This window comes from Haloferax elongans ATCC BAA-1513 (assembly GCF_000336755.1).
In the GTDB taxonomy this organism is placed as follows: Archaea; Halobacteriota; Halobacteria; order Halobacteriales; family Haloferacaceae; genus Haloferax; species Haloferax elongans.
In genome coordinates this window covers 22,159-48,042 of the sequence record NZ_AOLK01000019.1, presented here as the reverse complement: position 1 = coordinate 48,042, position 25,884 = coordinate 22,159, and the positions used below count along the sequence as shown (strand labels likewise).

The window sequence follows — 25,884 nt, the reverse complement described above, 5'->3', positions numbered from 1 at the left end:
GTTACTCGGGGTTCGGGTCGAAGATTTCGGGGTTCTCCGGGCCCTCTGCGCGGACGACCGCCATACAACCCTTCCGGGCCACACGCGTCAGCGAGTGGTCCACGAGTTTGAAGTCGCCCGGAACCGGCGAGTTCATCGTCGCAATCGTGGTGCTTCCCGGCGGGACGAGGCGGGTCTGGATGTGCGTCTGTGGGTCCATCGACAGCGACCCATCCGGGTAGAGCGTCTCCCAGACGCTTCCGATGGGGTGGAAGCTACTGGAGAGGTTCGGGCCACCGTCGACGAAGAACACACGTACAGTCTCGCCGGTCTTGACTGTCGCCGCTGGGCCGCGACCGGCGTCCGTCCAGGCGAATTTCTCGCCGTTCAAGAGGACGTACGTCGGTTCTTCGTTGCGCATCGCGTCGAAGTCGAACTTGTGGTGACCCTTCGTTCCGGCTTTCTTGTCCGTGTACAACTCGTGTTGGCCGATGTAGATTTCTTTGTCGACCTCGGGGAGTCCCTCTGGCGGTTCGACGAGGATGATGCCGAACATCCCCGCGCTGATGTGCATGTCGAGGTTCGGCACTGCACAGTGGTAGATGTACGCGCCAGGGTAGGTCGCCTTGAACCGGAGTTTCGTCGACTCTCCGGGCGCGGTCATCGTCGCTTCGGCACCGCCACCCGGTCCTGCCACGGCGTGGAAGTCCACGTTGTGCGGCATGTTGTTCGATTCTGGGTTCTCGAACGTCAGGTTCACCGTGTCACCCTGACGGACCCGAATCATCGGCCCCGGAACCGTCCCGTTATAGGTCATATAGGTGAACGTGACACCTTTTTCGACCTCAGCAGTGACCTCCTCCGGTCGGAGCGTCACGTCGACTTCCGTGGGTTCGTCGCGGTCGATTGGGCCGGGGATGTCCGTCGGGTCTGCTGCGACCTGGTCCGAGGTTACTGGTTCAGACTGCTGCTTCGGTTCTGGTGTCTCGTCGAGCGCCTGTGCCGCCGTCGGTGGTTTCGCCGAACACCCAGCGAGCGATGCCACACCACCGAGTCCGAGTGCCTGTAACGTCCGCCGTCGAGTTGTATACGCCATCTGGTGTCACCTTCCATTTGGATACAGACCACCGAACTGGGTATACCCAGAAGACGGTTTCACCGGACAGAGACGGGTACCGAACATCTTCGTAACGTATAGGACTACGTTTGCCCGTCATTCTGAGGGTAATGTCGATGCCGAGGGGAGAGAACATGTTCGGGGGGGCGCACATCACCCGACCGGACAAATCAACAGGTGTCATGAGCGACACAGCAGACAAAACCAAATCGACACACGACACGTCGTGGTCGGCGAATCTCGAAGCCCCCGAGCACGCGGAGAGTGAACGCCGCGTCGTGAGCGACGCACTCGACGCAATCGAACGAACCGAGTCAGGCTGCCACGTCAACCTCGTCACGCACGCGAACCACGGCCATCCCGAAGCATACCTCTACCCCGTCATCGAGCGCGAGTTCGACGATGTCGACGTGGCGTTCGTCGACCAGTGTGGTTGCGGGGGGTTTGTAACGCGCGTGAACGTCTAAGTTGACTCCGACGCGACGCTCAGAATCATCGAAGCGATGACCGCACTCACAACTACGCAAAACGAAGACTGACGGCGGGGATTAGTCTGTGCCCACGAACCGGTCACGACGATACCGGCAGTTTTCACAGAAGAACTGTGCCAACCCTGCGGGCTGGGTTCCACTAAATAGCATCTCCGTACCACAGTCGGGGCACCACTCGGAGTACCCGTCCTGTGTGAGGTCAGTACTCATACCAAGCTCATACGAGTAGGAGTTTATTACATTAACGATTGTGGACAATGTGCCGCCGTGGCAGTCACGTCTGCGACTTCTGTCGTGCCGGAGACGGCTCAAAAGTCAGTAGACTGCGACGTCAGGGGCTGTAGTTACCAGAACCGATTCTCGTCGAGGCGGGCTATCGCTTCCTCGATGGTGGCCTCGTTCCGGGAGAACGTGAACCGAACCCAGTCAGCAGTCCCCTCGGTGTAGAAGCTACTTCCGGGCACGACCGCGACGCCAGCCTCACGAATGAGACGGAGCGCAAATTCGGTGTCGTCTGCGTCGGTCGGGTATCTGGTGAGCATGTAGTACGCCCCGTCCGGCTTAACCGGGTCTAAGCCGACACTCCGAAGTCCGTCGTAGAGCATCTCTCGGCGGCGTTCGTACGATGCAGCCAAGTCAGTGTAGTAGTCGTCGGGGAGCGACAGCGCCTCCACACCGGCCTGCTGGAATGGTGTCGGTGCGCAGATGCTCGTGTAGTCGTGGACCTTCCGAAGTTCGGCCGAGAGCGGTTCGGGAGCGAGCACGAACCCGACACGCCAGCCAGTCACGGAGTACGTCTTCGACATCCCCGTACAGACGACGGTTCGGTCGGCGAGGCCGTCGATTTCGACCGGACTGACGTAGTCATCCGTATAGACGATGTGTTCGTAGATTTCGTCGGTGACGACGATGAGGTCTTCCGCGGCGGCGACGTCCGCGATGACTTCGAGTTCGCTGGGTGAGAAGACGGTTCCCGTCGGGTTGTGCGGGTGGTTGAGAATGAGAATCGAAGCGTCTTCGGCGGCGTCTCGAAGCTCGTTGGCGTCGATTTCGAGCCCATCCGTGATATCGAGCGGCATCGGCTGACCGCCAGCGAACTGGACGGCAGGAATGTAGCTCTCGTAGGTCGGTTCGAAGTAGATGACGCCGTCGCCGGGGTCACACAGTGCGAGCAGCGTGGAGACGATTCCCTCGCTCGTTCCAGTCGTAATCGTGATTTCCGTCTCCGGGTCGTAGGAGACGCCTTTCCACTCGGCGTAGCGTTCGGCGACAGCGTCACGGAGTTCCGGCAGCCCCCACGTAATCGTGTACTGGCTCGACGTGTCGATAGCGTCTTTCGCTGCCTGTTTCACCCGCGGTGGCGTCTCGTCTTCGTCGGGGATACCCTGTGACAGATTTATCGCGTCGTGTTTGTGCGCCTCGCGCGTCATCTCCCGAATGACCGACTCACGCATCCCTGTGACGCGGTCGCTCCCGACCGAGTGTGGAAATGGCGACGGCTGTGTCATATCGGGTGTGCGATAGTCTGACACATGAATCCACGGGGTTCTGTGGACCGGTCGCGTCAGCCAGTGCAGTTTTACCGGAGGTTTGCAGGCCGTGAAGTACTCGCATGCTCGCCCCCTAGATTGTGCGTCGTGACGTACCGAGAGCACGCGGCGTGGCGGCAGGAGCTTCTCGAACTCATTGGGGAGATGAATAAGGACGTCGACGCCGCCATCGTCGAGGGGCAAAACGACCGACTTGGGCTTCGAGCCGCGGGCTTCGAGAAACGAATCTACACCTGCTCGGAGGCCGGCGGACTGGTCCAGTTTGCGACTCGAATCGACGAAGAGTGGGTCGTCATCCTCACCGACTTCGACCCGGCAGGTCGGAAGTTGAACGCCCGGTTACGTGAACTACTTTCCGACTCACAGATCACTCCCGAATGGCGACGGAAAGTCGGCGCGCAACTGACGCCGTACGGCCGCCGAGACATCGAATCGCTGAACAACCTCTTTCGAGACCACTGGTGAACAGGTCTAATCAGCCGCCAGCGAGTTCGAACGGGCGTTCGAGCACGTACCTGTTTTCGGGATATGACTTGTCGCCGATAGTCGTCTCACTCTCGTCGACGTGTTCGAACCCGAACTGTTCGTAAAAGTCGTTTCCAGGCTCGTTTGCGACGAGGACCATCGCGTTGATTTGGTCGATTCCTTTCTCGTCGAGGTCAGAGAGAGCCGCTTCGAGTAACGCTCGTCCGATACCCGCACGACGATGGTCGGGGTCGACGTAAATGCGGAGGATGTACCCCTCTCGTTCGGTGTAATTCCAGGTCGTGTGTGCGAACCCGACGACCGTCTCCTCGCGGTTAAAAACGAGAATCTGCCCTTGGCTCTTGTGGAGTTCCGATGCAATCTGCTCCGGGGTGTACCAGTCAAGAGCAGCCGTTTCAGCCGTCTCACGCGTCAAAATATCCGGGTAGTCGTGTTTCCACGACCGTTCTGCTACCCGGAGAATGGCACTGGTATCGGCGTCGGTCGCAGGGCGGATAGTCATACGTGAACATAGCACAGAAAAGACGATAGTCCTTCCCCAGTGTCACCCCCGCGTGGCGAGCACGTATGCGACCCCAGTGAGACCACCCCACGAGGCTGCTGCGGCGAGTCCGACGCCGACCAACGGGCCAACACTGAGGAGTCCACCGACGAGCCACACGAGGACGCCAGCCGCCGCGAGACCTTGTATTTGGAGGCCACTGACCGGGGGGGACCGCTTTCGTAAGGTCAGCGCCATTCCGTGCCCACCGAGTAACAACGCACCCAGATAGAGTGCACCACCAAGCAGGCCCCAGACTGAGCCTAAGACGGCAGAGAGGCCACCGCCTCCGCGTCCACCTCCGGCGAAGAGCCCACTATCAGACGGCGTCGGCGACTGAGTCTGCTGTGTCGTCGCCACCGCAGTCGATGTCGTGGTCGGTCCGGGCGTCGCTGTCGGTTCTGCTGCGCCGACCGTCGCCGTCGCAACGGTCTCGCTGTCGATGCCGAGTCGGTCTTCGACCCCTAACTCGACTTCGAGCGACTGATTAGGCATCGTGAGGGCGAGCACTGGTGAGGATTGTGCCGTGTGTGCGGTACCATTCACGACGAAGTGGTACTGGGAGATAGGCGATTGAGCACCCGTCGAGGAAGCACCCGAGACGCTGAATTGGCTCGTTGCGGGCGCTGTCGCCGGTGCCTCGAGACGGGGAACGGGACGCTCGTAGGTCGGCCCCGGTGCAGTGGTTCGGAACGGCGTGAAGTCGACCCAGCCGCGCTCGGTGACGACTGGGTTGCCATCGCCAGCCGGTAGAATCGAGGAGTGGTACGGGCCGCTCTCGGCACCCCAGTAGTTGGATTCGGCCTCGACGGTCCGAAGTTGGTCGACGACGATTCGGGCCGTCGTGTTCGCGCTGATGAGAGGCTCGATATCCACAGTTAGCCCGCGTTCATGACCGTAGATGCTGTTGTTGGCGATGGAGTGGCTCTGTCTCCCCTCAGCAGTCTTTTGAATCCCGATTTCGCTCGGGAGCGTCCCGGTCACTTGGCGAATCGAGAGCGCACTTGCGTCCGCAGGGCGGATGTGGCTCTGCCCGTCTGTCCGCAAGACGACGACCATGTCTTCCCAGAGTCGAGCCACCACGAGGTCCTCGGTCAACTCGGGGTTGGCCACGAGTTCTTCGAGGGGAACCGACGTCTCCGCCTGGTTGACGATTGCACCTGCTGGGCCTTCGGCAACGTACACCCCTGTGCCCGGGTCGACGTCTTCGACCAGAACAGGGTCAGCGAACGTATTCGTGTTGAAGACGATGTCGTTCTCTCGAATGGCGGTCTCTATCACTCCGCGGACGACGACACCATAGGAGTTGGCGGCGATGGTGTTGTTCGCAACCGAGAGGTTGCCACGGTGTGTTATCGGGCTAGCAACGAGCAGCCCAGAACCAGCGTTGTTCGTCAGCCGATTCTCGCTGATGTCGGCCCGATGAATGAGGAGATCAGACCGAACGACGACACCGTGGCCGGCACCATCCCTCACCGTGTTGTTCTGAACAGTGACCTCGCGGGCTGCCGCCCCCATCTGGACCGCCAGCCCTGCACCCGCATTTCTCACGACGTCGTTGTTCGCCAGCGTGAGCTTCGTCACGCCGGTCCCGTCGAGGTCGAACCCATCTTCGCCGTTGTCTTCGAGCAGATTGCCACGGAGGTTGCTTCCTCTCGTCACCCACGCGGTGGCGTGGACGCCGTCGCGCCCGTTGTCGCGTATCGTGTTGTTGACGAGTCCGAATTCGAGTTTAGTGCTGTGTGCGGTGATTCCGACTCCGTGGCCGGTGTTGTTCGTCACCGTGTTCTCGCGGAGCGAAAGCGATGCCTCCCCGGAGGGGTGTGCGCCGGATTGGTGAACCCGAATCCCAGTCCGGGCGTCGTGAATCCGGTTTTTTACCCCCGTCGTCGACAGGTGAGACCGGGCATCGAGTTGAATGCCAGCGTCACGAGCCGAAATCTCGTTGTACCAGAGGCTCGTTTCGCTTCGCGCAGCGCGGATTGCAACGCCACTCCCGTTGGTCCTGTCTATCTGGTTGTCCACCAACCAAAACCGACCAACCGTATCGGCAGCGGCGAAGATACCGTTCCCGTCGATTTGGCTGAACGTCGAGCCACGAACGGTGAGGTGCTGTACACGCGTTCTCGACGCTGTGCGCCTGTCGACCGGTGACGCGATATCACCGACGACAAGCGAGGCCTGCACGCCGTCAGAGAGTTGTGAGATGGTTCCTTTTCGCAGATCGACTCCGACCGGATAGACTCCCCGCGTCGGGGGATTGACCGCATCTTCGTATTCGACGATTAACCGCCCGTCACTCGGGATGCGAACCGGTCGGGAGAACGAAATTTTCAGTCGGTCGTCCCGCACTGAGACACCAGTGACGAACTCCCTAAAGGACCGCTCGATACTGCCATTTCGGCTGCGGTCGAGGCCGATACGCTCGATGCTCTGCGCGTCGACGTTTCCGACCGACGCATCGTCAGGATACTGTAACTCGACTGTATCGAACGCGACACCAACGCCGGCGTCGAGGGAGAACGTGTGTACCGAACTGTCCTCACGCCCATTCGGTGACGCTCTCAGCGACACGTCTCCGGTCGCACCCATCGACGGACTCGCCCGAATCGCGTGTCCATCGATTCTCTGGAACGCCGACCGTTCGACCGTGATAGATGGTGTCGCAGTGGTGTCGTCGACCGAGAGCCCCGCTGCTGCAAAGTCCCGCAGCGTCGAATCGGCGATTGTAATCGACCCATCCGAACTGTCCACAGTAATACCGCTCGTTCCCCCTTCTACCGTCGTATTTCGTATCTCGAGACGAGAGGAGTCCGTGCCATTGTATCGAATACTCGCCCAGCGACGGTCGGCGTCGGCCCCATCCGACCGTGAAATCGCCACCGGACTGCCCTCGGTACCATTCACTACGAGCGAGCCATCCACAGAGAGCGTAATCTGTTCGGCGAGTTGCACGTTCGTGCCGGGGCGTATCGTCAGCGTAGCACCGGGTTCGATGTGAATATCCTGAATAATCCGATAGGGACCATCGTCCGGCGACCACGTCGTATCCGCCGTGATATCCGACTCGACGAACGTAGTGTCGGCCGTGGTTTCAGCGACCGCTACTGGGGCGACGAGCGATGTGACCAGTGTCACGACCAAGAGGACGCTCAGTGTTCGTCGCGTCCACGCACCAGTCGCGCTAGTCAATCAGGTCACCCCGCGTATCGGCGGTGTTTGGACGCGGTATCGCCCCTGAGACACGTCGCAGGAGGCGTTCCGCTGCTGCCTTCGCCCGGAGAGTCGCAAAGCGGCGCAGCCACCCATATTGGGTGTGCCGAATCCAAAACTGATAAAATATACTCATAATTAGAGATTGAATTAAAAGAGTATATACTCACCGGTTGATATGGTCGATACGTACCGAAACAGTCGCTCCCGGGTGAGATGGCAGCGGTCAGTTGTTTACTTTCGTGCTTCGGCCTGCGTGTTTCGGACTTCGTTCTGTGTGCTTCGGTCTGCGTCCTGCGCCTGCGTTGCGTCCTGTTCCAGACGCTCAGCAGTCTGCTCCAAACGTTCAGCAGTATCCGGCGAGATGTGTGGCAGCCTAATTGGGCGGTCGTCGACATCGAGACAAACCGTCTCGGTCCCGAACAACCGGTCAGCCACAGTCCGAGTCCGGTCTGCGTCGCCGAGTTGCTCGCGCGACAGTCGCCACTGCGGCCCGAACAGACGGTCGGAACCGACGACAGCGTCGGCGATACGATACTCCATACACAGATACCGAAACAGTCGGTCGAAGATGCCGAGGGTTGCGAAAAAACCACCCAGAACCGACCCGAGAACCACGAATAGGCCGACCGGCCAGCCACCGGAAGTCACAGCACTAAGCAGTCCGACGACGACGAGAAGACCGAGTGGCACCAGTGCTGCCGGTGACCGGACCCCCCGGGCGATTCCGTCGACGAGCAACGCCACCCGGTTCGGGCGTACTGTCGTCGGAACTGAATCGAGTTCAGTGTCGATTGGCTCCCAACGCGGACACTCTTCTCTGTCGAATCCGAGTTCGACCGCCGACTGCTCGTCGTATGCTTCCAGTCGGTCCCTGTAGACATCGACGATGTCTGCGAGCAACTTCACGGCGAACACAGCAGCCAAGACGAACGAGGCCGGAGCGCCCGCGACGACGAATCCCCCGCCGACGAACAGTGCTGAACCGAGTCCAACCACCGACATGAGTGCCGCTCGAAGTGGCTCGTGGGCCGAGACATCTTCGTATTCGGCAGTGACGAAGTAGCTGCCCGCCTCGACGGCCCGGCCAATCGTCACGCCAATGATTCCCAGTCCAGCAGAGGTCGCCGCAGCGCCCTGCAGAGTCGCACCCGTAGCCTCACCAACACCACCGACGCCGACACCACCAGCGAAGAGCCACATCAGACCCCCGATGACGAGTGTAATCGCAATCCCCGGAATGTTAGCGACCTGAATCGACAGCGGCAGGCCGGGGATGGGGATGCTCCCGCGTTTCTCGGAGAGCGCACCGGTCACCAACCACGAGAATCCGTTTGCGTCATACTCGGGTTTTCGCTCCGCAAACAGGGCTTCGAGTCCAGCAAACGTCAGCCGAACCCCGAGTTCGATCCAGTAGACAGTCAGGAGCGCGACGAGCGACCAGTCAAGGGCGACGACACCAACCAGTGGGACCGCATTGAGCGCCGCCAACGCGATGAGGCGGGCCCGTCGCTTCTCGCCGTCGGTGAACTGCATTGGAGGTTGGGTTGGCTTCTGGCTCAGGGCAGTTAGGTTGACGGATTTTTGTCGTGTGTGATCGACTGCGTTCCTGCTGGGGTTAGCAGGGACCGACGCCCGTGAAAAACGTCTGCGCTCTCTGTCGACCCCCCGGGGGTTTGGGGGTGATTGGGGGTCGACGGAAACACTTGAGTGGGAACGGGGTGTAGGAAGGCTGTGGTGGCCATATTGGCCATGGTTACAGACGAACCCTAGTTGGGTTGAAGCTACCGTGGAAAACGCCGGGACGATTTCGAATCAGGGCAGTTACAGACGAACCCTAGTTGGGTTGAAGCTGTCCGAACTGCGGCTCTCCGGCGACGCCCGCTGTTACAGACGAACCCTAGTTGGGTTGAAGCCTCGACGAAGGAGTCAAAGTCGACATCGCCCTGGAAGTTACAGACGAACCCTAGTTGGGTTGAAGCCCGGTCACGTCCGAACTCGGGGCCGACGCCTTCGAGCGGTTACAGACGAACCCTAGTTGGGTTGAAGCAACGGGGCGCGCTATCTCCCGGCAGTCCACATCGAGTTACAGACGAACCCTAGTTGGGTTGAAGCAGTTTGACAGACCGCCACTGTGGGAATGGACCGTGTTACAGACGAACCCTAGTTGGGTTGAAGCCAAATCGTCAGCGCGCAGTCCCCCACGTCCACCACGGTTACAGACGAACCCTAGTTGGGTTGAAGCAAAAGACGAGAACGTATTCGTCCGCGTTTCTGTTGACGGTTACAGACGAACCCTAGTTGGGTTGAAGCGCGCCGAAGTGACTTTTCGGCGTGCTTCACCGTTACTTGTTACAGACGAACCCTAGTTGGGTTGAAGCTGGCTTAAACCGGCGTCTTCGTCGGGATATCACAAGTTACAGACGAACCCTAGTTGGGTTGAAGCCACAGGTCCGGGTCGTCTTCGACGACGACCATGGGCTCGTTACAGACGAACCCTAGTTGGGTTGAAGCCTTTGAGGCTAACCTGTTGAGCATCGCCATCCAATTCGTTACAGACGAACCCTAGTTGGGTTGAAGCGCCAGTGCGGCTGTGACTACGCGATTCGGAAGGGCGCGGTTACAGACGAACCCTAGTTGGGTTGAAGCGTCTACAAGGCGCTCGCCGAGGTCGACATCGTCGGTTACAGACGAACCCTAGTTGGGTTGAAGCCGCATTTGTTTTCGCCCGGTTGTGGAACTACTAATTGTTACAGACGAACCCTAGTTGGGTTGAAGCTCGGACCTCACCGACAACATCCCCGAGACGGTGACGTTACAGACGAACCCTAGTTGGGTTGAAGCAGGATGCTGGGCATTTGAGTTCTTGACCACCGACCACGTTACAGACGAACCCTAGTTGGGTTGAAGCCCGAAGTTCGCCCCGCTCACGCGGTTGAGAACCTTCGTTACAGACGAACCCTAGTTGGGTTGAAGCCGCAAGGACGTCGACTTCGTCGCGAAGGACGACGCCGGTTACAGACGAACCCTAGTTGGGTTGAAGCGAGAATCAAGTCTGCCGCTTGTTCGGCCAGTTCGTGTTACAGACGAACCCTAGTTGGGTTGAAGCGTCCACCTTCTCGCGAGCGGCCCCGCCGTCGCCGCCCGTTACAGACGAACCCTAGTTGGGTTGAAGCCGCACCCGATGCCGAGGTGGAAGAATGACTGAAGCTGTTACAGACGAACCCTAGTTGGGTTGAAGCCAGGAACCACTCGGGTGGGGGTCGCTGACGCTCGACTGTTACAGACGAACCCTAGTTGGGTTGAAGCGACTTCGACATCGAGATCGACGACCGAATCAACGAGTTACAGACGAACCCTAGTTGGGTTGAAGCACGGTATCGGACTCTCGCGGCACCCACAGACAGTTGTTACAGACGAACCCTAGTTGGGTTGAAGCTCAGTCACCGACGACGGGTCGGGCCTGAGCGGTTGCTACAGACGAACCCTTGTAAATGAGCCAAGTTATCTGGATTGCGTAGAATATCCCCATATTGCGTCACTGGATTCGACGGAGACGACCACTCCGTTGGCGGTGTCCAGTCGAGTGCATCGAGTTTGACGACAACTGACAGTACGGGCGGCTCAAAGAACTAAAGAAGCACTGTAGGCTGACGTGGGAGTTCCCCTCGAAGGTGAGACGAAAATTAGGGTAGGCCCCGAAGTAAGCGCCGAGCGTGGGTGATGTCGTAGAATGTCAGATTCACACCCACCCTAACGGAGGAACCTTCTCCCTTGATTCAAACGGGGTGGCTTGCAGAGTCGGTCCTACAACTTTGACTGAACGTTGCAGGATTGACCCTACAACAGTAACCAATAGTTGTAGATCCCACCAAACAACTTTGATGAAAAGTTGTAGGGGCAATCCTACAAGTTATACTGCTTGGTGAGAGAGTACGCGCATGGACGACACACGGTTACAGGGGATTCTGTCGCGGTTTAATCCGTGGTGGCAGGGCGACCCGGTACAACCGAGTTTGTATTCGGATGAGCACCACCGTCGTGATTTTCAGCGCCTCGTCGACCGAGTTGCAAAGCGAGATATCGTTACGCTCGTCGGCCCGCGGCAGGTCGGGAAGTCGACGATGGTTGGTCAATTGATTGACCACCTGATTACGGAGCAAGACGTGCCACCGAAACACGTGCTGTTCCTCACGACTGAAGCCGGTACTGTCTCCTCCGATTACGAGACGATCGTCAGGGATGCACTCGAAGTGTACGAAGAGCGGATCCTCGGGAAGGCATTCAGTGAAGTCGACTCAGAGATTTATATTGCATTTGATGAGATTCAAAAAGCCCACAATTGGGCAGACACAGTCAAGCTCTATTCCGATCGGTACGACTCACTGACGTTCGTTCTGACAGGGTCGGTGAGTACGTTAATCTCGAAAAAGACGAGCGAAACGCTGGTCGGGCGGGCAAAAGAGCAGGTCATGGTGCCGATGAAATTTATCGATTATGTGCGCTATGAACAAATTCTCGACGCGTCTGAAGTCGACGAAAAGAGTCGCAACCTTCGACAGAGCCTGAAAACCGGTCTGAAATCGGGCGACAAGCCAGCGGTTGTGTTGGCATTGAGCCAAGCATGGACTCGTTTAGACTCAAAGCGACCTGAACTCCGAGATGCGCTTGATACCTATCTACTCCGTGGAGGCTACCCAGGGTACTTCGAGATGGAAGATACAGAGGCCCTTCGAGAGCTCGACGAAGACTTATACAGAGTGGTCACGGGGGACCTGCCGTCCGTCTATGACATCGAGAAAGAAGACAAGTTGATGAAAATCTTGCAGTATTTTGCAGATGGAACTGGCAGTAAGCTGAGTATCAACAATCTTAGCAAGGAGATTGGGTTAGGACGGGGGACAGTTGACCGATACATCACGTATCTCGAGGATTTCTACCTCGTCTACCGCTGTCCGCACTATTCCGAAAAAGCAGCCGGGTCGACAAAGCAACAGATGGCCTATCTGAACGACGTCGGCCATCTGAACGCACTCACTGGCACCACTGCTCAGCAGTTGCAGAACGCACCGACACGAGGACCGGTCCTTGAGACGGCAGTGTGTGATCATCTGCGGCGCCTCCAGTTCAACCTCTCAGAATTCAAGAATTCGGCGGTACAGTACAGTGAAATCACCGGCGAGATTGATTTTGTTCTGCAAGGCCACGATTACACCCTCCCCGTGGAAGTCAAACACGGCGACCCGCGAGATGCAGACCTCACTGCCCTCAGGCGGTTCATCGAGCAGCAAGAGCTTCCGATGGGGCTGGTCGTCAACAACAGCAATGTCTTTGGCGAGGACGGGCGGGTTATCTATCTTCCCGCCTGGCTGTTCTTCTACCTCTGTTGAGTTGGTACACTACGTCAGGGTTACACACCCCGGGGACTCGGCCTGCCCCTGCGGGTCACGACCGGTGCAGAGCGGACAACGAAGAAACGCAGTACAGACGAACCCTGGTGGGGTTGGATTCGGTCAAAATGTGCTAATGCTTTCGCTTAACACTACTTAACGGCTCTGAGCGGTATTGGTAGTTTTTCTGACTCATAATCAGTGTTAATTGACAAAAATTTGTGGCTATCAGTCTTAGCTCATCCCATTTACAGACGCGCTAGCATTTATGATACTGTCGGGAGAAGAACCACTTTGTATGACATCATCTGGCAAATCGGAGGTGAACAAACAGGATGCGTTTAATGGTTAAGTTACGTGCTCAGTGTGACGCCACCTACCAGCACGCGTACCACCACAAACTCAGAGGTCGTGTGTGGCGAGCACTCAAAGACTCGAAGTTTGATCGCGAACACGGCAACGGCCACCCGCTCGGGCTTGCGTTCAGCAACATCTTCCCGTGGGGAGACATCCAAGAAGGCGGGCAGCGGTCCCTGCTGTTCGCTTCACCGCGTGAGGATCTCCTTGCGACCATCGCACACGATTTGCAACACAACCGAGAGTTCAACGTTGGTGAAATGGCGTTCAAAGTTGATGACCTCTCCCAACTCAGCGTTGATGTTGGGGAACCGGGTACGCGTGGCGTCATCGAGACCGCGACTGGTGTCGTCGTTCGCTTGCTCCCCGAGCACCGCGAGCGGTACGGCATCGATGTCGACTATGAAACTGCAACGTACTGGCGTCCAAAGCATACCATCGACCCGTTCAAGGAGGCGGTGCAAGCGAACCTACAGCACAAACACGACCGGTTTGCTCCCGACTATCGAGACGGACCAGTCGATGTTGACGGTGAACTCTTCGAGGGGTATGATCTGTTGAAGACGTATGCACTTCCAGTGACCGTGACAACCGGAACAACTGCCGAGATTCTTCTGAGCAAGTGGCGCTTCGATTACCGTGTTCGAGACGACACGCACCGCACCCACCTCAACCTCGCACTTGATACAGGAATTGGCGGTCGGAATGGACTTGGCTTTGGGTTCTCGAATATCGTCGAGAAAACCAAACCTGGCGAAAGCGAACTGGAGGGAGCCGATGCTTTCGCCTGAGGAGTTCAGACAAACGTACCCCAACGGGGAGCTACTCAACGAACTCCCAAACAGTCCGGTTTCGTCACTCCGAGATATTCAGTATCTCTACGGAACACTCTTCACGCTCGCAACAACTGGTGGAGGGCCGTACGCACCGTATCTCACGCCCGACGCGGCGGGGGACCTCATCGACGAACCGGATAGCCTCATTGTCGTTCGTGTTGATGTGTCCGGAACAGCGCCTGAATTCGCCTCGGACAGCAAAGGTCCGGTTTGGGTGACGAAATACACCGACGCGCTCGTTCCAAAGGTTGCACACTGTAAGTACCCCGCTGCACGGGGAATCGACCACAGCATCACACACCAGGCAGGGAAGAACAGCGACCCAGAGAAGCTCGCCAGGTACGCGAAAGAGCGGCTCTCCAAATGGGCGAGTAATTCCGTTGTGCAAGAGGCTGCAGCCGAACACGACGATGGCTGGATTATCGACTCACTTGCTGAGTTGGGCGAAGATGAGACTGCACTTGAACAGCTTGGAGACGACGTCCAAGCAAGCCTCAGCGGGTCGACGACAGCACTCCTAACGGTCCAAATAAAAGTCGACACAGACGGTCCGTATCAGTGGCCTGGGGACCTTGATGTCACGATGGCCGCGATGCGAAGCCGGAAACTTTCGAAGCTCGTCTCGAAGGGAGAAGCCTCGAATTCGACCGGTGAGGCAACTGACCTAATAACGGGAGCGCAGACTCGAACGGTCGGGACAGCACAGGACCCATTAAACTACTTCCTCGGCAAACAGCTCGAGAAGTTCCCGGGATTCGATCCTGACGAAGCATGGCGCACACACCCAATCTCAGAGGACGCTGCGATCACACTGATGAACGCAGAACCGTTCATCGACGCGTGCTCGTATCGGACGTTCGGCGCACGGGTTTACTACCTCCCGTACTTTTTCGGGAATCCGACTGTCGAAGACACCTACCGCCTCTACGAACTTCTGTACGATACGCTTGAGGAAGACGATGAGAAGAGTGGACTGACGCCTATCGAGACCGCGTATCAGTTCCGTGAAGACGTCCCACTCGATGAGAATTCGCTCCGGTTCTACGTTTCGGCGATTATGCCACACCAGATGTCGCGGTTCGACGTCTTCGGCGAAACGATGAACGGGCGAATTCAGTACCCTGCCTCGGTAGCAACCGCTCACAGGGACATGCTCCGAACTGCGGCGTTTAAATCCGGAGTCGACCGGACAGCCGCACTGCCGACACACGAGAAGTGGCCACTCCTCTCGGGCGACGACTTTCTCGGGCTTGTCGCATCTGGTTCGTACTTTTACCAGACGTTCCCGACCGGAGACGACGACACGGACGCGAGTGCGGACGACCCACGGATTAAGGCACTCGTTGCGGTCCTCAGTGGCGACCCACTTCCGGTCTCGTCATTGCTGGATTCGTATGTCGACCGCATCATTGACGACTCCGGGGATGACGACCACGGGTTCCCGGTCTTCAGAGTGGCTAGCCAGTACGCCCAGCTGTGCGCACTCGCAAGTGCGCCACACACATTCCTCGAAGCCACAGGCACGCAACAGCCGGTTGCTGAGCCCCCAACCTACGACTCACGAACCATGCCAGATATCACCGAACCAATTGCAGACGGCGGCTTCGCCGGTGCAGAGAAGCTCGAATCGTTTATCAAAGACACGCCAGCACTTGCATCGAACGACGAGCGGTGTGCGTCCTTCTTGCTCGGCGCTCTTGTCGGTGCTGTCGGGAATTATCAAGAACACAAACACAATCGCTCGACGACACTTGTTGACCAGTTCCCAGTCCAAGCGGTTACGAGCAACCGAATCAAGAAAGTCACAGAATCTGCGATCGAGAAGACGATCACGTACACGCGGCAGGAAAAGAAGGGGGATGCAAGCTATCCGGGGACCAAATTCGATTATATCGTCGATCGACTCCGAAGACGAGTTATCAACCCGGACCCGGATGACTGGGAGCTCGATACTGCCGACCTCCGGTTCTACTACGCGCTCGGGCTCACCTACGGCATGAATGACCGACCGCAAACGTCGAACAGCGAGACCGAACAACCGAACACAGCCACCAACTAAGCCCATGACTGAAGACCTAGACACCGTCGAGAACCGCTCAGAAATCGTGTTCCTGTACGATGCCGTTGACGCGAATCCAAACGGCAACCCCCTCAGCGGGGCAAACCGGCCACGGATTGACCCACAGACCCAACAGGCAATCGTCACCGACGTTCGCCTCAAGCGATATCTCCGCGATCAACTAGATGCAGATGGGCACGGGGTCTACATTAGAAACGTCCAAGAAGAAGGTGAACAGTACACTCGCGAGAGATTACTCAAAGACCGCCTCAAAGCAGTCGACCCTGACGACTACGACGATAACGACGAGCTCTCTGAAGCAGTTTTCCGGACGTTCCTCGAAGAGAGCGCCGACGTACGCTACTTTGGCGCGACGATGAGCGTCGATATGGATGATTCATATGGGTCGTTGCCTGACCACTTCACTGGTCCGGTTCAATTCTCCCCCGGCAAGTCTATGCACGCGGTGAATGAAAACGAAGAATACGACAGCCTCACCAGCGTCATCGCGACCCAGGAAGGAAAGGAACAAGGTGGCTTCGGACTTGACGACCACCGCATTCAATACGGTCTGATACGGTTCCACGGACTCGTCGATGAACACGCTGCGGAAGACACGATGCTCACAACCGAAGATGTCGAACGGCTAGATACACTCTGCTGGCGAGCGCTGAAAAATCAAACAATCAGTCGGAGCAAAGTCGGCCAAGAACCACGTCTCTATCTTCGCGTCGAGTATGCCGACGATAGCTTCCATCTCGGTGGATTAGACAAGGACCTTGAACTCGATCAAAACGACGGACGAACGAAGCCTCCTGAAGAACTGAGAAACATCCGTGACCTGACGCTCGCGGTCGATACGCTTGTTGACCGACTCGAGCAGAATGCAAGTCGCATCGAGCAGGTCCACGTTGCGACGAGTGATGTCTTGTCAGTGTCTTCGAATGGCGATGTCGGTGGGCCAGAAGTCCTCATTGGGGCGCTCGAAGCAGCGCTCGGGGCAAATGCCGTCCACGTCATTGACGTGTACGATGATCACGTCGAGACGTTACCCAACTAACCGTGAGCCAACAGAGCCTCTCAGAGTGGGACAAAGCTCGCAACAGCGAGTCGGTTGAGCCCCCGCGGTGTCTCTCGCTCACAATTCGCGGTCCATGGGGTCACTTCCGTCGTATTGAGGGAAATATCGTCAAACAGACGTACCGTATCATTCCCCGAACGACGGTTGCTGGGTTGCTTGCAGCGGTGCTCGGTATCGAACGGGATGGCTACTACGGGCTATTTGCCCCCGGCGAGTCTGCGATTGCGATCGAACCTGTCGAGCCACTTAGAACGATGAACATGCCGGTCAATACCCTCTCGACTGCGGCAGAGTCGATGAAGTCGCTAAACAGCAGGGGAAAGATCAGTATCAAGCTCCCGGACCCGACGAAACCCCGCCAACAGCATAACTACGAGGTACTTGTTGACCCGGCGTATCGCCTCTACGTCTGGGTGAGTGATTCCGACCAGTTCGATGCACTACACCAGATGCTTTCCCAAGGGAAATCACAGTATGTTCCGAGCCTAGGGCTGTCAGAGTACCTCGCAGATATCCGGTACCACGGCCAGTTTGAGGTTGAGAATGACCCAACAACTGGTGTCGTTGCGGTCGACTCAGCCGTGCCGAACGCGGTTGACCGTGTCATTCCAGATACGGAAACACGCTGCCAAATCGAAGAATCGCCTGCATTCATGCAAGCTGATGGAAGTGGGCGTACAACGACAGGGTTCACGAGCTACGCGTACAACCCGGACGCGGGACCAATTCACGTCCGAGATCCAGATACAAACATCGTCGATGGTCACACGGTGATGTTCGTTTGAGATGACATCCGAGTACGAGCGCCGGTACTCACACCCTCCGGAGAACGGCCGCCCCGGTGTGTTCTTGTTCGACCACCTCCGTGACGTTCGGGACCGCGTCGATATGATCCTCCCCGCTGGGGCCACAACCCCAGACGACGAATCGGTCCGGGGTGTCGTTCGCCGACTCGCACTCGTCCACGACATCGGGAAAGCAACGACCTATTTTCAACAGTACATCGGTGAGTACCCTGGAAATCCAAAGCACGATGCCCTGAGATATCATGCGCCGCTCGGGTCGTTTGCGGCATACTATGTCCTACGAGAGACGGGTCACTCGACAGCAACGTGTCTTGCAGGGTTTATTGCAGTTGCAAAACACCATGGCCGGCTCCCAAACGCGATTACGTATCTCTTCTCTCGCGTATCGTCACCCGACCCCGAACCGCGGCGACGAATTAAACACCAAGTCGTGGACATTCACCAGCACGCACCGACTCTTGCGACCGCGGTATTCGAAACAGCAACTGGTGACGACAGTGTGTGGAAATCGTTCGCGATGGCTTGTGCCAACGATGAATCGCTCTTCGACGAGATTGCCAGTCACGTCACCCTCAACGGTGAGCGTCCGATTACAGACCCGGACTTTCTAACCCACGAGTTCTACGGCCTCATGCTGGAGTGTTGGGGGGCACTCGTACTCGCCGATAAGACGAGTGCTGCTGGCGCGCCTCGTAAACGGTCAGTCTACAGTGCTGCACCTCCTAGCACTGAGACACTCACACAGTATATCGACGATCTCTCGGGGACCACGACCACCCCAGGGGGAACTCGAACCGAGCGACTCAACCACTTCCGATCACGCGCCCGCCGCGACGTCCTCAATTCGATTCCGGACTTCGTCAGTGGTGACTCACGCGTTGCAACGATTACATTGCCGACTGGGATGGGGAAAACGCTCACTGGACTGAATGCTGCCTTCAAGATCCGTGACCGGACAGATGGCGCCCGCATCGTATACGCATTACCGTTTACAAGTATTATCGACCAGGTCGGAGCAGAAGTGCAGACTATTTTCGAGACTGACGGGACCGATGGGATGCTGGCGCTTCACCATCACCTCTCCGAAACTCGGTTTGAGAACACCGACGACGATGCAGCCGACCTGAACGACGATATCGCAGGCCTGCTCGGGGAAGGCTGGCGAGCAGGACTCACGATAACCACCTTCGTCCAACTGTTCGAAAGTCTAGCTGGGCCGCGAAATACGCAGTCAATGAAGATTCCTGCGCTCCGTAACAGTGTGGTCGTACTCGACGAACCACAGTCACTCCCACTCGACTGGTGGAAGCTCGTTCCAAGGCTAGTCGAAGTCCTCACTGACCAATATGGTGCAACCGTGATTTCGATGACAGCGACGCAACCTGAACTCTTCCCCAATGCAGAACCCCTCGTGTCGGAGACAGAGCAGTATTTCTCGGTTGCAGAACGTGTTCAGTATCGACTCCACGACTCTATTGACCGCTTCCTGCAGGGCGAGGACCAGCCTCTTGGATACGACGCAGCAGCGACTGAAATCGTTGAGGTGGCCGCTGCCGGTGAGTCTCTACTCGCGATTTGCAATACGATTGATAGTGCACGAGCATTGACTGCAGCCGTCACGGAACGACTTGCTGCCGTTAGCCTCGCCGAACAGTACTTTGAGGTCCTCCACGGTGGAGCTTCAGACCCGGTTACACAAACCGTCGAACGAGTTCGACAATCCACCAAGCGCGCGTTTGTCCATCTCTCAACTCGACTCCGGCCGACTGACCGACTCGCATTAATTCAGACAGTCAAACGGTTGCGTGACGCTGGGGTGCAAGTCATTGCAGTGACAACACAACTCGTCGAAGCTGGTGTTGACGTCAGTTTCGAGAACGTATATCGCGATTTGGCTCCAGTCGACAGTATCGTACAAGCCGCAGGCCGCTGTAACCGTTCGTTCGAACAGGAGCGAGGAAACGTTACAATCTGGTGGCTTGCCCAGCCGGCAGAGCAGACCCACACCCCAGCAGTAGCAGTCTACGACAACAATGGGCCGTCCCTGACGCCAGTAACTGCTGCGGCACTTAACTCTGTCCGTGGCGATAAAACCAAACTTGATGGCAAGGCAGTGGCCCGGACAGCAGTGAACGAGTATTACCGGCGACTGCAACACGACAAGAACGTTGGGAAAGAACAGTACCGCAAGTACGTCGAAAGTGCTGACGCCGAATCGCTGGGTAGGCTATCCCTGATCACACAAACAAACACAGTTGATGTCCTCATCGCTGTCACCCAGTCGGATCAAGACCTCGTCTCCGCGCTCGAAGAGGCGTACGACAACTACGACTTCGAAACGGTCAAGCGACTTCTCAACGCGACCAAACCACTTCGGGTCTCAGTACCAATTTACCGCGACGACTCACCAGAGGCAAAGACTGTAACGAACCTTCGACCGCTTGCTGGGCACGACAAAGAACGGTCGCTTCGTGTCCTCAGTGCAGAATCGCACACCTTCGAGCGATACTTCGATCACACCACAGGCTTCGTCGTGCCAGACACGACAATTGAGGACCGCTTCCTATGACCAAAGCACCACAGGACCCAGTTGCACGACTCTTACGAGCGGCAAAGGAAGACGCAGTAGACGACTCGTTTCGAGTGACTGGGGTTATGATGCAGTATTATGTCGTGTGTGAACGCGAACTGTGGTTCTACAGTCGGCAAGTCGAGATTGACCGTGGAAATACAGCTATCGTTCGTGGGACGCACGTCGATGAAACCGCATACAGGGAGAAACGACGGCACATGTCCATCGATAGTACAATCGCAATCGACGTACTCGATGACGGTCGAGTGATGGAGGTCAAACCCTCCTCTGCACTCGTCGACCCCGCAAAGCTCCAGTTGCAGTACTACTTGTGGTATCTGAAGCATGTTGCCGGCGTCGAGAAGTCCGGGGTTCTCGCCCACCCGACAGAACGGCGTCGTGAAGCGATTGAATTGACAGCTGAAGCCGAACAACGGGTCGAAGCGGCAATCCGGGGGATTTACGAGATCATTACGAGTGATTCGCCACCGCCAGCATCGGAGAAAGAAGTCTGTGAGTCGTGCGCCTATCACGACTTTTGTTGGAGTTGCTAAGATGGACCGAAACTACCACATATTCAGCGACGGGCGTCTCGAACGGTACAACGACACTGTCCGTCTCGTAACTCTTGACGGCGAAAAGAAATACCTCCCAATCGAGAAGGCCGAAGCCATCTACCTTCACGGCCAAATTGAGTACAATACGCGACTTGTGTCGTTCCTCAACAAACACGGCACGGCAATTCACATCTTTGGCTGGAAGGATTACTATGCCGGGTCGGTTATGCCAAACCGAGGCCAAACATCGGGACAGACACTCGTCGAACAAGTACGCGCCTACGACGATGCTGAACATCGGACGACGATTGCCCGGAAGTTCGTTGCCGGAAGTATCCACAACATGCGAGCGAACATCGCGTACTATGACGCGCGTGAGCACAGCTTCGGTTCGGCCCTCGAAACACTAGATTCGACGGCCGATCGACTCCAGAATACGGACACTGTCGAAGCACTCATGGGTGTCGAGGCAACCGCTCGGCGTGCCTACTACTCAACGTTCGATAGTATCCTCCCGGATGGGTTCGTGTTCAACGGGCGGCACTATAACCCACCGACGAACGAGGCGAACAGTCTCATTTCGTTTGGGAATTCGCTCGTGTATGCAAATGTGGTCTCAGGAATTCGCGCAACTGCCCTCGACCCAGCCGTCAGCTATCTTCACGAACCGGGAGAGCGCCGATACTCACTGGCACTCGATATCGCAGACGTGTTCAAACCGGTGCTTGCAGACCGAGTTATTTTCCGGCTTCTCAATCGGAAGCAACTGACACCATCGGATTTTGAAACGGAGCTCAATTCCTGCTTGTTGACTGAGAGTGGCCGAAAAACGTTCTCAAAAGCGTTCGAGGAGACGCTAGAGCAGACAGTTAACCACCCGCAATTGAACCGGAAGGTGAGCTACCAGTATCTCCTTCGAATCGAGGCCTACAAACTGAAAAAGCATCTCCTCACTGGAGAGGAGTATGTCCCATTCAAGCGGTGGTGGTGACTGTGGTGTATCTCATCGTTGTGTACGACATGCGAGCAGACCGAACACGATTGATGCTGAATTTTCTCCGGAAGTATCTCACTCATGTGCAAAACTCGGTCTTCGAGGGCGAGGTTACCGAAGGTGATTTAGAAACGATTCGGAATCATACTGAATCCCTGCTGAACCCAGAGGAGTCGGTGATTATCTATCGCGTTGGGTCTGCTCAGTATGTCGACCGAACTGTTATCGGAGACGACCCAACTGACGACGCGCGGTTTCTGTAACTTCGACCCCCCGGGGGTTTGGGGGGTATTGGGGGTCGACGGAAACACTTGAGTGGGAACAGGACGTAGAAGGGCTGTGGTGGCCAAATCGGCCATGGTTACAGACGAACCCTAGTTGGGTTGAAGACCGTCGAACTCGTCCATGACGACGATGAATTTGAGGTGTTACAGACGAACCCTAGTTGGGTTGAAGACCGCCAGATACCTATTACGACGAAGCAATAGACATCTATCGTTACAGACGAACCCTAGTTGGGTTGAAGAAAAGCCCAACAGCCCGTTGCAGACGGGATGCAACTCGCCGTTACAGACGAACCCTAGTTGGGTTGAAGAACAGTGTGTCCGGCTCAGCAAACGAGCGCATCACTGTTACAGACGAACCCTAGTTGGGTTGAAGCCCAATCGACAGCGCCGCTGCCGACGGACCAATCAGTTACAGACGAACCCTAGTTGGGTTGAAGCGCTGAGAACGTGGTGTCGATAAAGAACGTCGAAATGCAGTTACAGACGAACCCTAGTTGGGTTGAAGCAGGCCGCAGACGAGGACGATGACGGCGGGGCACTCCTCGGGTTACAGACGAACCCTAGTTGGGTTGAAGCGTCATGTGCCCCGGCCGACCGGGCGGCCTCCAGGTGGCGTTACAGACGAACCCTAGTTGGGTTGAAGCTGGATGACGTCGACCTCACGCACATCGGCCCCGTTGGTTACAGACGAACCCTAGTTGGGTTGAAGCAACTGTATAGCCGGTGAACCGCTTCGACAACTCGACGTTACAGACGAACCCTAGTTGGGTTGAAGCCAACAACAGAGAGATTGGTCAGTGAATCCCCAGTAAGTTACAGACGAACCCTAGTTGGGTTGAAGCAGTCACCGTCGCACCTGCAAACCCGTCGACGACAGACGTTACAGACGAACCCTAGTTGGGTTGAAGCCGTAGTCGTATTCCGAAGCCACCTCGTCGAGCAGTTACAGACGAACCCTAGTTGGGTTGAAGCCACCGAGTGGGGTCGAGAGCGCGCCACCGATAGGCGTCCCGTTACAGACGAACCCTAGTTGGGTTGAAGCCTCCAGGGCGGTGGCCCCACCGTCAACGGGATGTCCGCGTTACAGACGAACCCTAGTTGGGTTGAAGCTTCCATGAGGTGTTTCGTGGATATCTCGCGTGTCGCTGCTAGTTACAGACGAACCCTAGTTGGGTTGAAGCCAGACGACGAAAGAAGGCATGCACGAAGGCTTCTTCCGTTACAGACGAACCCTAGTTGGGTTGAAGCGTCGAGTAGTATTGCCATGTTTTAGTCCCTCGTGCGGTTACAGACGAACCCTAGTTGGGTTGAAGCCAACTCTTCGATGGTCTCGGTCGCCTCGGCGAGCGTCGTTACAGACGAACCCTAGTTGGGTTGAAGCTTGCTCGATACGCCCGATATCGGGGACATTCCCCCGTTACAGACGAACCCTAGTTGGGTTGAAGCCACTTCACGGGCTCGACCGAGGAGTTCGGGTACGGTTACAGACGAACCCTAGTTGGGTTGAAGCCTGCGGTACATCCGCCGTGACGAGCACACGATTCGGCTGGTTACAGACGAACCCTAGTTGGGTTGAAGCATGCCGATAAACAACGCAGTGAACAGGGCCAACAGGTTACAGACGAACCCTAGTTGGGTTGAAGCAACACTCACGCACCGACCAACACGAGTTCCTTCGATAGAGACAGCCGAACCCGCTACACCCGGTCAGAGAAGAACGCAGCCAGCTCTCGTGTCGCACGCTGCTCGCGTTCGCGGCGTTCGTCGTGCGTGATTTCTTCGACACCCTCGGGAACGGCCCTGTCGAACTGGTCGTAGTAGCCCGCTGGAACGACCCAGTCGTTGTAGTAGTTCGGTCGCTGGCGCTCGATAATCGACCGCGCGACGCGTGCTCCGTCACCGGCGTTCACGAGCGCCTGATGATATGTTTCGGTGATTCGACCTGCGGCGTAGACCCCGTCGACGGTGGTCTCGCCGTCGTCGTCGGTCACGACCACCTCGACATCGCCCGGGTGTTCCTCTTGTACAGTCTCGACACCCAGTGGGGAGAGGTAGTCAGTCTCGGCCCACGATGTCGCGAGAACGTAGCGAACGTCGAACACCGCATCTCGGCTGTGAACGCGAAATCCGTTACCTGAGGGGTGCTTCGAGATTCGTTCGACCGCCGTTTCGACTCGTTCACACCCGACCGCGTCGGTGTGCTCGTGCATCAGGTTGCGAAATGCGGCTGGCGAGATACCGGCCGGGAAGCCGAGATAGTTTTCGAGGAACGCGCACTTCCCAAGCGCGGAGCGGCCGTGGTCGAAACACAGGACATCGAAGTCGGCGCGAGCCAGAAAGACACCGGCTGCCGAACCGGCTGGCCCGCCGCCAACGATGGCGATGTCGTAGCTGTCTGGCGTCTCAGTGTTGGAGCTGTCAGTCATGGTCGATTTGCGTTGGTCACGTCCGGTTGGTGAGTCGCTCTTTCAGAGGGTGTGTCGCTGCGGTGGTCGTCACTGCGGTGGTCGCCACCGTGGAGGTCGTCACCATGGTAGTCGTCACTGTCGCGGTCGCTCGTAGCATCCGGTGCATGAAGACACCGAACGCGGGTGCCACCAACCGCCTCGAACTCGGGGCGGCGCTCGGTACACGCCGCCGTCGCCGCGGGACAGCGCGGATGGAACGAACACCCAGTCGGTCGATTCGTTGGGTCTGGAGGGTCGCCGTGGAGCGGGTTCGGTGGATCGTCTCTGGGGTCGTCACTCGGAATCGCACCGAGAAGCGCGTCGGTATAGGGGTGATTCGGCTGGTCGAAGAGCTGTGTTGCTGGTCCCGATTCGACAATCTCACCGGCGTACATGACAGCGACCCTATCGGCGAGATACCGGACGACGTCGAGGTCGTGAGAGATGAACACGTATCCGACACCGAACTGGTTTTGAACGTCAGCGAGCAGGTTCAGAATCGTCGCTTGGGTCGCCACGTCGAGGCCAGAGACGGGTTCGTCGAGGACGATTACGTCGGGGTCGTGGGCGAGCGTTCGAGCGAGCGCAACGCGCTGGAGTTGCCCGCCAGAGAGTGCTCGGGGGTAGCGGTCGGCAAGTTGCGGTGAGAGGTCGACGCTACGCAACAACCCGGAAACGTCGTCGAGGGTAGAATCGAAGTTGGAGCGAGAGGCAGGGTTTGGACCGTCGAGCGCCTCCGAGAGCGACCGACGAACCGACCACCGAGGGTCGAAACTCCCGCGTACGTGCTGGAGCACGACGCCAACCCGGCGGCGCTGTGTGGGCGACCGCTCCGCGAGCCCACCAGCAGGAGTCCCGTCAAGGAGCACCTGTCCGCAGTCCGGCGTGAGTTGACCAGTGAGGAGTTTGGCGAGCGTCGATTTTCCGCAGCCACTCTCGCCGACGACACCGACGGTCTCGCCGCTGTGAACAGCCAGCGATGCGTCACAGACCGCTTTCGCGGCCGAGGTGCGACCACGCAAGCGGTCCAAGAGCGACCGGTCGCCCGAGAACGACTTCGAGACGTTCTGCAACTCGAGTACCGGAGCTGCAGACGCCGATTCACTCTCGTCCACTACACG

Annotated in this window: 19 protein-coding genes and 2 CRISPR repeat arrays; of the genes, 11 read left to right on the top strand and 8 right to left on the bottom strand. The window is 57.5% G+C overall.

Features of this window, described 5'->3' with window-relative positions; genetic code table 11:
* Window position 1: 1 nt before the first annotated feature.
* A complete protein-coding gene (nirK, locus tag C453_RS11110) occupies window positions 2-1,075 on the bottom strand; it encodes a copper-containing nitrite reductase (RefSeq protein ID WP_008324590.1) in 1,074 nt (357 codons plus the stop codon).
* 155 nt (window positions 1,076-1,230) lie between these two features.
* Here nirK and C453_RS11105 point away from each other — a divergent pair, with 155 nt between their 5' ends.
* Window positions 1,231-1,563 carry a CGCGG family putative rSAM-modified RiPP protein gene (locus tag C453_RS11105; RefSeq protein ID WP_049907674.1) on the top strand — a complete coding sequence of 111 codons (333 nt, stop codon included), beginning with the start codon at window positions 1,231-1,233 and terminating at the stop codon, window positions 1,561-1,563.
* 81 nt (window positions 1,564-1,644) lie between these two features.
* Here the strand turns inward: C453_RS11105 and C453_RS20910 are convergent, their stop codons facing one another.
* Window positions 1,645-1,797, bottom strand: a complete 153-nt coding sequence (locus C453_RS20910) for an HVO_2142 family zinc finger protein (RefSeq protein ID WP_160163396.1) — start codon at window positions 1,795-1,797, stop codon at window positions 1,645-1,647.
* 134 nt (window positions 1,798-1,931) lie between these two features.
* The gene (locus C453_RS11100) at window positions 1,932-3,095 is read right to left on the bottom strand and encodes a pyridoxal phosphate-dependent aminotransferase (RefSeq protein WP_049907644.1); all 1,164 of its coding nucleotides are present in this window, start codon (window positions 3,093-3,095) and stop codon (window positions 1,932-1,934) included.
* 129 nt (window positions 3,096-3,224) lie between these two features.
* Between C453_RS11100 and C453_RS11095 the strand changes: the two genes are divergently transcribed.
* A complete protein-coding gene (locus C453_RS11095) occupies window positions 3,225-3,602 on the top strand; it encodes a toprim domain-containing protein (protein WP_008324586.1) in 378 nt (125 codons plus the stop codon).
* 10 nt (window positions 3,603-3,612) lie between these two features.
* Here C453_RS11095 and C453_RS11090 read toward each other — a convergent pair whose 3' ends face one another.
* The 3 genes from C453_RS11090 to C453_RS11080 form a co-directional block, all read right to left on the bottom strand.
* Window positions 3,613-4,125 (bottom strand): GNAT family N-acetyltransferase, encoded by a 513-nt coding sequence (locus C453_RS11090; protein ID WP_008324585.1) that lies wholly within the window; start codon window positions 4,123-4,125, stop codon window positions 3,613-3,615.
* A gap of 42 nt (window positions 4,126-4,167) precedes the next feature.
* Complete coding sequence (locus C453_RS11085; RefSeq protein ID WP_083881594.1) at window positions 4,168-7,356, bottom strand: right-handed parallel beta-helix repeat-containing protein; 3,189 nt, start codon at window positions 7,354-7,356, stop codon at window positions 4,168-4,170.
* A 255-nt stretch (window positions 7,357-7,611) separates the two neighbouring features.
* Window positions 7,612-8,913: a DUF6498-containing protein gene (locus C453_RS11080; protein ID WP_008324583.1), complete on the bottom strand. Its 1,302-nt coding sequence runs from the start codon at window positions 8,911-8,913 to the stop codon at window positions 7,612-7,614.
* A gap of 219 nt (window positions 8,914-9,132) precedes the next feature.
* A CRISPR array of direct repeats spans window positions 9,133-10,816; the repeat unit is 30 nt; unit sequence GTTACAGACGAACCCTAGTTGGGTTGAAGC.
* A gap of 502 nt (window positions 10,817-11,318) precedes the next feature.
* Between C453_RS11080 and C453_RS11075 the strand changes: the two genes are divergently transcribed.
* From C453_RS11075 to cas2, 9 genes are all read left to right on the top strand, one after another.
* Entirely contained in the window at window positions 11,319-12,767 is a 1,449-nt protein-coding gene (locus C453_RS11075; protein WP_008324582.1) for an ATP-binding protein, read from the top strand.
* A 335-nt stretch (window positions 12,768-13,102) separates the two neighbouring features.
* Entirely contained in the window at window positions 13,103-13,915 is an 813-nt protein-coding gene (gene cas6 / locus C453_RS11070) for a CRISPR-associated endoribonuclease Cas6 (protein ID WP_049907643.1), read from the top strand.
* Window positions 13,902-16,019 carry a type I-B CRISPR-associated protein Cas8b/Csh1 gene (cas8b, locus tag C453_RS11065; protein WP_008324580.1) on the top strand — a complete coding sequence of 706 codons (2,118 nt, stop codon included), beginning with the start codon at window positions 13,902-13,904 and terminating at the stop codon, window positions 16,017-16,019. The genes cas6 and cas8b overlap by 14 nt, the downstream gene beginning before the upstream one ends.
* Window positions 16,020-16,023: 4 nt before the next feature.
* Window positions 16,024-17,079: a type I-B CRISPR-associated protein Cas7/Csh2 gene (cas7b, locus tag C453_RS11060; RefSeq protein WP_008324577.1), complete on the top strand. Its 1,056-nt coding sequence runs from the start codon at window positions 16,024-16,026 to the stop codon at window positions 17,077-17,079.
* Between the two features lie 2 nt (window positions 17,080-17,081).
* A complete protein-coding gene (cas5b, locus tag C453_RS11055; RefSeq protein ID WP_049907642.1) occupies window positions 17,082-17,885 on the top strand; it encodes a type I-B CRISPR-associated protein Cas5b in 804 nt (267 codons plus the stop codon).
* Between the two features lies 1 nt (window position 17,886).
* Window positions 17,887-20,475, top strand: a complete 2,589-nt coding sequence (locus tag C453_RS11050; protein WP_008324575.1) for a CRISPR-associated endonuclease Cas3'' — start codon at window positions 17,887-17,889, stop codon at window positions 20,473-20,475.
* A complete protein-coding gene (cas4, locus tag C453_RS11045; RefSeq protein WP_008324574.1) occupies window positions 20,472-21,032 on the top strand; it encodes a CRISPR-associated protein Cas4 in 561 nt (186 codons plus the stop codon). The genes C453_RS11050 and cas4 overlap by 4 nt, the downstream gene beginning before the upstream one ends.
* 1 nt (window position 21,033) lies before the next feature.
* On the top strand, window positions 21,034-22,026 hold the full coding sequence (gene cas1b, locus C453_RS11040; RefSeq protein ID WP_008324573.1) for a type I-B CRISPR-associated endonuclease Cas1b: 993 nt from the start codon (window positions 21,034-21,036) through the stop codon (window positions 22,024-22,026).
* A 2-nt stretch (window positions 22,027-22,028) separates the two neighbouring features.
* Window positions 22,029-22,292 (top strand): CRISPR-associated endonuclease Cas2, encoded by a 264-nt coding sequence (gene cas2 / locus C453_RS11035; protein ID WP_083881593.1) that lies wholly within the window; start codon window positions 22,029-22,031, stop codon window positions 22,290-22,292.
* 97 nt (window positions 22,293-22,389) lie between these two features.
* Window positions 22,390-23,960: a CRISPR direct-repeat array (repeat unit 30 nt; unit sequence GTTACAGACGAACCCTAGTTGGGTTGAAGC).
* Between the two features lie 53 nt (window positions 23,961-24,013).
* On the opposite strand, the gene C453_RS11030 is transcribed toward cas2, so the two are convergent.
* Both C453_RS11030 and C453_RS11025 read right to left on the bottom strand, forming a co-directional pair.
* On the bottom strand, window positions 24,014-24,742 hold the full coding sequence (locus C453_RS11030; protein WP_008324571.1) for an NAD(P)-binding protein: 729 nt from the start codon (window positions 24,740-24,742) through the stop codon (window positions 24,014-24,016).
* Window positions 24,739-25,878 (bottom strand): oligopeptide/dipeptide ABC transporter ATP-binding protein, encoded by a 1,140-nt coding sequence (locus tag C453_RS11025; RefSeq protein ID WP_008324570.1) that lies wholly within the window; start codon window positions 25,876-25,878, stop codon window positions 24,739-24,741. Before C453_RS11025 ends, C453_RS11030 begins: the two co-directional genes overlap by 4 nt.
* Window positions 25,879-25,884: the final 6 nt, after the last annotated feature.